Source organism: Streptomyces spongiae (genome assembly GCF_009377185.1).
GTDB classification, from domain to species: domain Bacteria; phylum Actinomycetota; class Actinomycetes; order Streptomycetales; family Streptomycetaceae; genus Streptomyces; species Streptomyces spongiae.
In genome coordinates this window covers 1-9,357 of the sequence record NZ_VJZC01000394.1, presented here as the reverse complement: position 1 = coordinate 9,357, position 9,357 = coordinate 1, and the positions used below count along the sequence as shown (strand labels likewise).

At 70.1% G+C, this 9,357-nt stretch carries 9 protein-coding genes; 6 read left to right on the top strand and 3 right to left on the bottom strand.

Annotation, left to right across the window (positions count from 1 at the left end):
• Positions 1-27: 27 nt before the first annotated feature.
• Complete coding sequence (locus FNH08_RS35615) at positions 28-669, bottom strand: DUF6758 family protein (protein WP_152775661.1); 642 nt, start codon at positions 667-669, stop codon at positions 28-30.
• A 171-nt stretch (positions 670-840) separates the two neighbouring features.
• Between FNH08_RS35615 and FNH08_RS35610 the strand changes: the two genes are divergently transcribed.
• On the top strand, positions 841-2,064 hold the full coding sequence (locus FNH08_RS35610) for an MFS transporter (protein ID WP_152775660.1): 1,224 nt from the start codon (positions 841-843) through the stop codon (positions 2,062-2,064).
• Positions 2,065-2,152: 88 nt separating this feature from the next.
• On the opposite strand, the gene FNH08_RS35605 is transcribed toward FNH08_RS35610, so the two are convergent.
• Entirely contained in the window at positions 2,153-2,740 is a 588-nt protein-coding gene (locus FNH08_RS35605; protein ID WP_152775659.1) for a suppressor of fused domain protein, read from the bottom strand.
• Between the two features lie 630 nt (positions 2,741-3,370).
• Between FNH08_RS35605 and FNH08_RS35600 the strand changes: the two genes are divergently transcribed.
• The gene (locus FNH08_RS35600) at positions 3,371-4,483 is read left to right on the top strand and encodes a magnesium and cobalt transport protein CorA (protein ID WP_152775658.1); all 1,113 of its coding nucleotides are present in this window, start codon (positions 3,371-3,373) and stop codon (positions 4,481-4,483) included.
• A 23-nt stretch (positions 4,484-4,506) separates the two neighbouring features.
• Complete coding sequence (locus FNH08_RS35595) at positions 4,507-5,031, top strand: hypothetical protein (RefSeq protein ID WP_152775657.1); 525 nt, start codon at positions 4,507-4,509, stop codon at positions 5,029-5,031.
• Between the two features lie 254 nt (positions 5,032-5,285).
• Here FNH08_RS35595 and FNH08_RS35590 read toward each other — a convergent pair whose 3' ends face one another.
• The gene (locus FNH08_RS35590; RefSeq protein WP_322726029.1) at positions 5,286-6,035 is read right to left on the bottom strand and encodes a hypothetical protein; all 750 of its coding nucleotides are present in this window, start codon (positions 6,033-6,035) and stop codon (positions 5,286-5,288) included.
• Positions 6,036-6,209: 174 nt separating this feature from the next.
• On the opposite strand from FNH08_RS35590, the gene FNH08_RS35585 reads away from it, so the two are divergent.
• The 3 genes from FNH08_RS35585 to FNH08_RS35575 are packed head-to-tail and all read left to right on the top strand — an operon-like array spanning position 6,210 to position 9,321.
• Positions 6,210-7,538 (top strand): magnesium transporter MgtE N-terminal domain-containing protein, encoded by a 1,329-nt coding sequence (locus FNH08_RS35585; protein ID WP_152775656.1) that lies wholly within the window; start codon positions 6,210-6,212, stop codon positions 7,536-7,538.
• On the top strand, positions 7,528-8,145 hold the full coding sequence (locus FNH08_RS35580; protein WP_152775655.1) for a DUF1003 domain-containing protein: 618 nt from the start codon (positions 7,528-7,530) through the stop codon (positions 8,143-8,145). Before FNH08_RS35585 ends, FNH08_RS35580 begins: the two co-directional genes overlap by 11 nt.
• 42 nt (positions 8,146-8,187) lie before the next feature.
• Positions 8,188-9,321, top strand: a complete 1,134-nt coding sequence (locus FNH08_RS35575) for an Mrp/NBP35 family ATP-binding protein (RefSeq protein ID WP_152775654.1) — start codon at positions 8,188-8,190, stop codon at positions 9,319-9,321.
• Positions 9,322-9,357: the final 36 nt, after the last annotated feature.

The following is a 9,357-nucleotide window of genomic DNA, read 5'->3' as shown; positions in this document are numbered from 1 at the left end:
AAGAGACATTCCCAACCAGACGGAGCGCTACGGTTCAAGAATCCGCGGCGACAACGCCCCGCACGGCAGCAGATCGACCTCCGCCCCCGCGTCCCGCAGATCGGTCAGCACCAGCTCGTCGTACATGAGCAACCCCGTGGTCTCGGGCCAGACGACCGCCCACAGCCACAGGCCGCGCGCCTCTCCGGCGAAGACGGCCCGGTCGTCGGGCGTGCCGGAGACATGCCAGAGCGGGGTGGGGCGACCGGCGGCCAGGACCTTGGCCTGGGGCGGCTTCTCGACGCTCATGTACGGGCCGGGGTCGGGTCCGTCGATGCCGGCGTACCGCGCGCCGAGCCCGACGCCGAGTTCCTCCGCGATGAGTACCAGCTCGCCCACGCCACCGAGAGGGCCCGGACCGGAGCAGGCCACGAGGGTCGCGCGACCGCCGCTGCGCTCGTCCCCCGCGAAGGCCGCGCCGGTGAACAGCCAGCCGACCGGTAGCGGCCACGGCATCCACACCGGCACCCGGGCACGGTGCACCACGACGCTGAGGGCCTCGACGCTGGGCGGGATCACGGGCTGCAGCGGATGCACGGTCCCGTGCACATCGCACTGCCAGGCATCGGAGAAGAGTCCGGGAGCCCTGACCCGGCCACCGCACTTCGGGCAACTGGGTTCGCCCCTCATAGGGCTCAACGGTCCTCCCCGTCCTTCCTCGCGTCAAGGACGATCACCCGTCCGGTGGGGCCCGATCATCGGACGAACGAGATCCGAATTAGATGTAACTTGCATTAGTTAGTCGCTCTAACTTAATATGTGTATGTACCAACGATCTCTGCGGTGATGGAGGAGAGCAGCATGAACAGGAGTACAGGAGGCACAGGCGGGCTCCTGCGGCAGCCGAAGTCCGTCTGGGCGACCGCGGGGGCGTCCGTCGTCGCCTTCATGGGCATCGGTCTCGTCGATCCGATCCTGCCGTCCATCGCCAGCGGCCTCGACGCCACGGCCGGCCAGGTCTCGCTGCTCTTCACCTCGTACTTCCTGATCACCGCCGTCGCGATGCTGGTGACCGGCTTCGTCTCCAGCCGCATCGGCGGCCGGAAGACCCTGCTGCTCGGTCTCGCGCTCGTGGTGGTCTTCGCGGGCCTGTCCGGCACCTCCGGGTCGGTCGGCGAACTGGTGGGCTTCCGCGCCGGCTGGGGGCTCGGCAACGCGCTGTTCGTGTCCACGGCACTCGCGGTCATCGTCGGCGCGGCGGCCGGGGGCAGCGCCACCGCGATCCTTCTGTACGAGTCGGCCCTGGGTCTCGGCATGGCGTGCGGGCCTCTGGTGGGCGCGCTGCTCGGGGACGCCAGCTGGCGGTACCCGTTCTTCGGGACCGCGTTCCTGATGGCGATCGGGTTCCTGTGCATCACGGCGTTCCTGAAGGAACAGCCGAGGCCCGCGCGGAAGACGGGACTGCTCGACCCGGTCAAGGCGCTCGGCCACGGCGGTCTCGCCTCGGCGGCGGTCTCGGCGTTCTTCTACAACTACACGTTCTTCACCGTGCTGGCCTTCACGCCGTTCGTGCTGGACATGAGCCCGTACCGGTCGGGCGCGGTGTTCTTCTGCTGGGGCGTGCTGCTGGCGGTCTTCTCGGTGATCGTGGCGCCGCGGCTGCAGGAGCGGTTCGGTTCACTGAAGGTGCTGGGCGGTTCGCTGGTACTGCTCGCGGCGGACGTACTCGTCCTCGGGTACGGCGACCACACCACCGCCGTCGTCTGCACGGTCCTGTCGGGTGCGTTCATCGGCGTGAACAACACGGTCTACACGGAGCTGGCTCTGGGCGTCTCGGACGCGCCGCGGCCCGTGGCGAGCGCCGGGTACAACTTCGTGCGGTGGTTCGCGGCCGCGGCCGCCCCGTTCTTCGCGCCGAAGATCGAGGAGTGGACCGACGTCCACGTTCCCTTCGTGGTCGCCTCGGTGACTGCCGTGGCGGGCGCCGTCGTCGTCCTCGTACGGCGCCGGGCGCTCACGCACGAAGCGGAGGAGCACCAGTCGCAGCACGCCATGGAGGACAGTGTCGCCGTCTTCGCCAACTGACAGGCGGAGCCGGGCACTCGGGCGCGTCCGACTGGCCGTCAGTGGTCAACTGCTCGACGGAGGGCATGTTTTCGGCCACATGCGAGGGTCAGTCCAGGGACACCGACGGACGGGACGGATCGCGAAGGTCCGTCCCGTTCGTGAGCCAGCGCTCCTGAAGGGCCTGGGCTCCGTGGACGCGCTTCCAGGCGGCCTCGTTCGGGGTCATCGGGAGGAGCGGCAGGAAGCGCACGGGGTCGGCCGGGGCGTCCAGTTCCAGGTCCTCCACCAGGCCGCCGGACTCGGCCACCAGGACGGAGGTGAACGGCGCTCCGGGCCACAGGGGCTCCCCCACGTCGAGCGAGGCGCCCGGGGCCACGACCACGCCCTCGACCTGCGGCGACGCGGCGAGCACGGCCAGCGGGCGGAGCACCTTGCCGGTGTCGGCGCCGCCGCCGCGCCGCACCGTGAGGATCAGCTCGGCACGCGGGCCCGCGACCGGGTCGGCGAGCACCGCGGTGGGGTCGGCCATCGGCTGGGCGGACATGCCGAGCGTGGCGTAGCGGACGATGTCGTCCTCTGTGAAACGGAGCACCTCGATGCGGTCCGTGCCGAGGAAGGTGACCGCGGCGCGCGCGTCCGGTTCGCCCAGCGCAGAGCGCAAACGGGCCTCCACCAAAGGAAGAACATCAGCCATGAGCCGAGCATAGAACTCGTCAGCAACGGGCAAAGCAGCGCCTTGGCTCCGAGGGCGGCTGTTACTCTTGAGCGCCGGTCAGGGCAGCACGCAGGAGCGTCGCCCTCAAGCCCTGACCCACTGAAACTCCCCTACGGGGACCGGGGACCCTGTGGGTCCCGGGAATGGATCGTCCCTTACGGGGGACCGGCCGGAGGAGGTGGGGCTGCAATGGATCGAAGTCGACCGTGCAGTAGGACCCGCTCTTCCGCCCATCGCGTTCCGTAATTCCGGATCTGGCTGTCGCTCCGTCGGCCGCCGCCTCCCGCACTCGCGTCGCATCCGCTGTCGTGTCGCCCGTGCACAACGGAAGAGCACTTCGTTCCACCTGATCCGACCGATCCACGGGACTTCGTCGACCCGGCTCGAAACCAAACCCGAGCCCGATCTCGTCGTTCCATCCGATCCGTCCGATCTGTCTTGATCTGAATCAAGCGAAGCTGCCACCGCGACGGTGCGGTGCTCCCCGCTTTGTGGACGTGCCAAACATCCTTCCCCTACCTAAAGGGTGGGGAGACCCCTGGTCAGGACGTCCCCATTCCGGGCAGTTCCAACCGCCGTCGGCGGCCTTTCGTTGCGAAGGAGCCAGCCATGTCGATGATCCGTGACCTGCGAGCCGCGGTCCGCCCCCGTCCGTCGCTCCGCAAGGACGGCACGCCGTACGACACCGCGTGCGCGGCCGAGACCAACTCCGCCGTCGTGGACTGCGCCGTCTACCGCGACGGCGAACGCCGCACCGCCGACCGGAACCTGACGCCGCACGAGGCGATCCGTCAGGTGCGCCGGGACGGAGGGTTCGTGTGGATCGGTCTGCACGAGCCGTCCGAGGCCGAGTTCGCCGACATCGCGGCCGAGTTCGGGCTGCACCCGCTGGCCGTGGAGGACGCGGTCCACGCGCACCAGCGGCCGAAGCTGGAGCGGTACGACGACACCCTGTTCACGGTCTTCAAGACCGTCCACTACGTGGAGCACGACGAGCTGACCTCCTCCAGCGAGGTCGTCGAGACCGGTGAGGTCATGTGCTTCACCGGACGGGACTTCTTCATCACCGTGCGGCACGGCGGGAGGGGCTCCCTGCGGGCGCTGCGGCACCGGCTGCAGGAGGACCCGGAGCTGCTCGCCAAGGGCCCGTCGGCGGTGCTGCACGCCATCGCGGACCACGTCGTGGACGGGTACATCGCGGTCGCCGAGGCCATGCAGGACGACATCGACGAGGTGGAGACGGAGGTCTTCTCCCCGGGCCGCAAGGGCGGGCCGCGCGGTACCGACGCGGGCCGGATCTACCAGCTCAAGCGCGAGGTGCTGGAGTTCAAGCGCGCGGTGTCGCCCCTGGTGCGGCCGATGCAGCTGCTGAGCGAGCGCCCCATGCGGCTGATCGACCCGGACATCCAGAAGTACTTCCGGGACGTCGCCGACCACCTCACCCAGGTCCAGGAGCAGGTCCTCGGCTTCGACGAGCTGCTCAACTCGATCCTCCAGGCGAACCTGGCGCAGGCCTCGGTGGCGCAGAACGAGGACATGCGCAAGATCACGTCATGGGCCGCGATCATCGCCGTACCGACGATGGTGTGCGGGGTGTACGGCATGAACTTCGACTACATGCCGGAGACGCACTGGAAGTTCGGCTACCCGCTGGTGCTGACCGTCACCGTGGCCATCTGCTTCGGCATCCACCGCGCGCTGAAGCGCAACGGGTGGCTGTAACCAGGGCTGGTTAGTCTTGGTCCATGACCGCGACCGGCAATGACACGCTGCTCGACCGGGCCCTCGTCGAGGAGGCCACCAAGAAGTCCGGGCTCATCTGGGTCCAGGGCACCGGCGCGCCGACTCGCGCGCTGTGGCACGTCTGGCACGAGGGCGCGGCGTGCGTGATCGGCGACGGTCCCGGTGAGCAGCCGCTGCCGGGGCTGGTGGACGGCGCCGAGGCGGTCGTGACGGTCCGCAGCAAGGACAAGGGCGGGCGCCTCGCCTCCTGGACGGCGAAGGTCGTCGAGCTGGCTCCTGGGTCCCCCGCCTGGGAGGCCGCGGTCGCCGAGCTGAAGGGCAAGCGGCTGAATGCCCCGGACGGTGAGGCGATGCCGGAGCGGTGGGCCCGCGAGTGCCGGGTGCTCCGCCTGGAGCCGACGGGAGGGGTGGGGGCGCTGCCGGATTCCTCGCTGGCGGCGGCGCCGCTTCCGAGTCCGGCTGTCACTCGTCGTCCTATGCCGGCCGGGCTTCACCGTCTGCTGCTCAAGAAGCGTCGGCGTTCCTGAGGCCGGTTTTCGGGTGCGGGTCCGTTGTGGCTGGTCGCGCAGTTCCCCGCGCCCCTAAAAAACGCGCAGTTCCCCGCGCCCCCAAGAACCGCGCAGTTCCCCTCGCCCCCAAGAACCGCGCAGTTCCCCGCGCCCCCAAAGAGACTCGAAGTTCCCCTCGCTCCCAAAGAGACTCGAAGTTCCCCGCGCCCCCAAGAAGACTCGAAGTTCCCCGCGCCCCTAAGAAGCCGTTCCCGCGCCCCAAGAAGAAGGGCCTACGACGACGGCAGCTGCTTGCCGTAGTCCACGACCTCGTCGTCCTCGGGTTCCTTGAGGGGGAAGGACTTGCCCCAGTCGGTGAGGCGGATCGTGCCCGCGTCGCCTGCCCGGACGAGGAGGAGGGGGTACGGGGTGCCCTCCAGGGACACGTCGAGGGTGCCGCCTGAGCCCTCGTCGCCGGTGAGGCGGATCGTGGGGATGCCGGACTGCTCGTAGCGGCCGTCCGTCGCGAGGTCGCCGTGCAGCGTCAACAGGCCCGCCAGCAGGACGTCCTTGTCCGTGAAGCCGCTGAAGCGCTGGTACGCCGGGTCCCCCGTCGGCACCTTCACATACATCCCGTCCAGTTTGTCGGCGGCGGCCGCGTCCGACTCGCTGTCGTCGCCCTTGCCGTCCTCGTGGTCCCAGAACTCCTTGTCGGCCTTCAGGAACAGGTGCTCGCCGACCTTCAGCAGCCGGAACGTCGAACCCTCCGTCGTCACCGAGCCCGTACCGCCGTTCTTCGCGAGACGCATGTCCAGCTTGTACGTGCGGCCGCTGCTCACCACCGTCCCGGACAGCCGCACGGCGTCCGCCGCCTTCGCGGCCGCCGTCGTCCGGCTCTGGATCTTCGCGGGCGACAGTTTCCCGACCCCGTTCGTGCCCTCGTCGGGGTCCTCGCTGCACCCCGTCAGCCCGGCCCCGGCAGCCACCAGCGCACAGATCGCGCTGACCATCGCGGCCCTTCGGGTACGGGCAATCGCAGTCACAGGTGGGACACCTCTCGTACGGGGGTACTCAACGGCGTACCGCAGCGTACCGGTGCGTCGCGCGCCCCTCGGAGGCAGTCCGTCCGCACCGCTCACCAGGGCGTATCCGACCGGGACGGGCTAGCCTGAAGCCCACGTTGGCGGACAATCCCGTAGGAAACGGAGGCGTGGCACATGGCGGCCGGCGCGCCCCGGATCTTCGTCTCCCACCTCTCCGGCATCGCTGTCTTCGACCCCAGCGGAGACCAGGTGGGCCGCGTCCGCGACCTCGTCGCCATGCTCCGCGTCGGTCGCAAGCCGCCGCGGCTGCTGGGGCTGGTCGTGGAGCTGACGACCCGGCGCCTCATCTTCTGGCCCATGACCCGGGTCACCGGCATCGAGTCGGGGCAGGTCATCACCACGGGGGTGCTGAACGTCCGGCGGTTCGAGCAGCGGCCCACCGAGCGGCTGGTCCTCGGTGAGCTCCTGGACCGGCGGGTACGGCTCGTGGAGACCGGGGAGGAGGTGACGGTCCTCGACGTCTCCGTGCAGCAGCTGCCGGCCCGCCGGGAGTGGGAGATCGACCGCGTCTTCGTACGGAAGGGGAAGAGCGGTACCTTCCGCCGCAGCAGAGGAGAGACGCTGACCGTCGAGTGGTCCGCCGTCACGGGGTTCTCGCTGGAGGAGCAGGGGCAGGGTGCCGAGAGCCTGCTGGCCACCTTCGAGCAGCTGCGGCCCGCCGACCTCGCCAACGTGCTGCACCACCTGTCCGCCAAGCGCCGCGCCGAGATCGCCTCCGCCCTCGACGACGACCGTCTCGCCGACGTCCTGGAGGAGCTGCCGGAGGACGACCAGATCGAGATCCTCGGCAAGCTCAAGGAGGAGCGGGCCGCGGACGTTCTGGAGGCCATGGATCCGGACGACGCCGCCGATCTGCTCTCCGAGCTTCCGGAGGAGGACAAGGAGCGGCTGCTGGCGCTGATGGAGCCGGACGAGGCCGCCGACGTACGCAGGCTGATGGCGTACGAGGAGAAGACGGCCGGCGGGCTCATGACCACGGAGCCCATCGTGCTGCGGCCCGACGCGACGGTCGCCGACGCGCTCGCCCGGGTCCGCAACCCCGACCTCTCCCCCGCGCTCGCCGCCCAGGTGTACGTGTGCCGCCCGCCGGACGAGACCCCGACCGGCAAGTACCTGGGCACCGTCCACTTCCAGCGGCTGCTGCGCGACCCGCCGTACACCCTGGTCAGCGCGCTCGTCGACGACGACCTGCAGACGCTCGGCCCCGAGGCCCCGCTGCCCGTCGTGGCCGGGTTCTTCGCGACGTACGACATGGTCGCGGCGCCCGTCGTGGATGAGAGCGGGTCGCTGCTGGGCGCGGTGACCGTGGACGACGTGCTCGACCACATGCTGCCGGAGGACTGGCGGGAGACGGAGTTCCACCTGGACGAGGAGACGGGCGAGGAGACGGGCGAGGAAGCAGGCGAAGATGCGGGCGAGGGGGTGGGCACGCATGGCTCCTGAGCGCGAGGGACGCGAGCACGCCCATGGCGGACGTGAGCGCGTGCCCGTCGGCGCCACGTCCGCCACCCGCTCCCGTACCCGCGTCCACCTCGACCAGCCGCGCCCGCCCCGCCGCAGGTTCCTGCCGGAGTGGGACCCGGAGGCCTTCGGGAAGCTGTCCGAGCGGATCGCCAGGTTCATCGGCACCGGACGGTTCCTCGTCTGGATGACCGTCGTCATCATCCTGTGGGTGGTGTGGAACGTCAGCGTGCCCGCCGACCTGCGGTTCGACGAGTACCCGTTCATCTTCCTGACCCTGGCGCTGTCGCTCCAGGCCTCGTACGCCGCGCCCCTGATCCTCCTCGCGCAGAACCGCCAGGCCGACCGCGACCGGGTCAACCTCGAACAGGACCGCCAGCAGAACGAGCGGTCGATCGCGGACACGGAGTACCTGACGCGGGAGGTCGCCGCCCTGCGGATCCGCCTCGGCGAGGTCGCCACCCGCGACTGGATCCGCTCCGAACTCCAGGACCTCGTCAAGGAGCTGGACGAGCATCACGCCCGCGGCCACCAGGGCGCCGTATTCCCCGCCGAGCCCGCCCGCCGACGTGACATGGACGACCGCTGACGGGACTCCCAGGGCCCCCGCGGGGCGCCGTACCATCGTCCTATGGCTACGGAAGACGCGGTGCGCGAAGCACTGGCGACGGTGAACGACCCCGAGATCAACCGACCCATCACCGAACTCGGGATGGTCAAGTCGGTGGACATCGGTGCGGACGGGGCGGTCGCGGTCACCGTGTACCTGACGGTCTCCGGCTGCCCCATGCGCGACACGATCACACAGCGCGTGACGGACGCGGTCTCGGCGGTCGAGGGCGTCACGGGCGTCGACGTCACGCTGGACGTCATGAGCGACGAGCAGCGCAAGGAACTGGCGTCCTCCCTGCGCGGCGGCCAGGCCGAGCGCGAGGTCCCCTTCGCCAAGCCGGGCTCGCTGACCCGTGTGTACGCGGTGGCCTCCGGCAAGGGCGGCGTCGGCAAGTCCTCCGTGACCGTGAACCTGGCGGCGGCGATGGCGGCCGACGGCCTGAAGGTCGGCGTCGTGGACGCCGACATCTACGGCCACTCCGTGCCGCGCATGCTGGGCGCCGACGGAACTCCCACCCAGGTCGAGAACATGATCATGCCGCCGTCCGCGAACGGCGTGAAGGTCATCTCGATCGGCATGTTCACCCCGGGCAACGCTCCGGTCGTCTGGCGCGGCCCGATGCTCCACCGCGCGCTCCAGCAGTTCCTTGCGGACGTGTACTGGGGCGACCTGGACGTCCTGCTCCTGGACCTGCCGCCGGGCACGGGCGACATCGCCATCTCGGTCGCCCAGCTGGTCCCGAACGCCGAGATCCTGGTCGTGACGACGCCCCAGCAGGCCGCGGCCGAGGTCGCCGAGCGGGCCGGCTCGATCGCCGTCCAGACCCACCAGAAGATCGTCGGCGTCGTCGAGAACATGTCCGGCCTGCCCTGCCCGCACTGCGGCGAGATGGTCGACGTCTTCGGCACGGGCGGCGGCCAGGTGGTGGCCGACGGTCTGACCCGTACGACGGGCGCGACGGTCCCGGTGCTCGGCAACATCCCCATCGACGTCCGCCTCCGCGAGGGCGGCGACGAGGGCAAGCCGGTCGTCCTCACGGACCCCGACTCCGCGGCGGGCACGGCCCTCCGCGCGATCGCGGGCAAGCTGGGCGGCCGCCAGCGCGGCCTGTCGGGCATGTCACTGGGAATCACGCCGAAGAACAAGTTCTAGGGCTGGTGGGAAAGGCCGGGCGCGCCCCTTCAGGGG

Bases quoted from the DNA above. Each gene is read 5' to 3' on its own strand.
- FNH08_RS35605 (WP_152775659.1), bottom strand. From the start codon at position 2,740: ATGGCTGATGTTCTTCCTTTGGTGGAGGCCCGTTTGCGCTCTGCGCTG.
- FNH08_RS35595 (WP_152775657.1), top strand. From the start codon at position 4,507: ATGACCGCGACCGGCAATGACACGCTGCTCGACCGGGCCCTCGTCGAG.
- FNH08_RS35580 (WP_152775655.1), top strand. From the start codon at position 7,528: ATGGCTCCTGAGCGCGAGGGACGCGAGCACGCCCATGGCGGACGTGAG.
- FNH08_RS35585 (WP_152775656.1), top strand. From the start codon at position 6,210: ATGGCGGCCGGCGCGCCCCGGATCTTCGTCTCCCACCTCTCCGGCATC.
- FNH08_RS35600 (WP_152775658.1), top strand. From the start codon at position 3,371: ATGTCGATGATCCGTGACCTGCGAGCCGCGGTCCGCCCCCGTCCGTCG.
- FNH08_RS35575 (WP_152775654.1), top strand. From the start codon at position 8,188: ATGGCTACGGAAGACGCGGTGCGCGAAGCACTGGCGACGGTGAACGAC.
- FNH08_RS35615 (WP_152775661.1), bottom strand. From the start codon at position 669: ATGAGGGGCGAACCCAGTTGCCCGAAGTGCGGTGGCCGGGTCAGGGCT.
- FNH08_RS35610 (WP_152775660.1), top strand. From the start codon at position 841: ATGAACAGGAGTACAGGAGGCACAGGCGGGCTCCTGCGGCAGCCGAAG.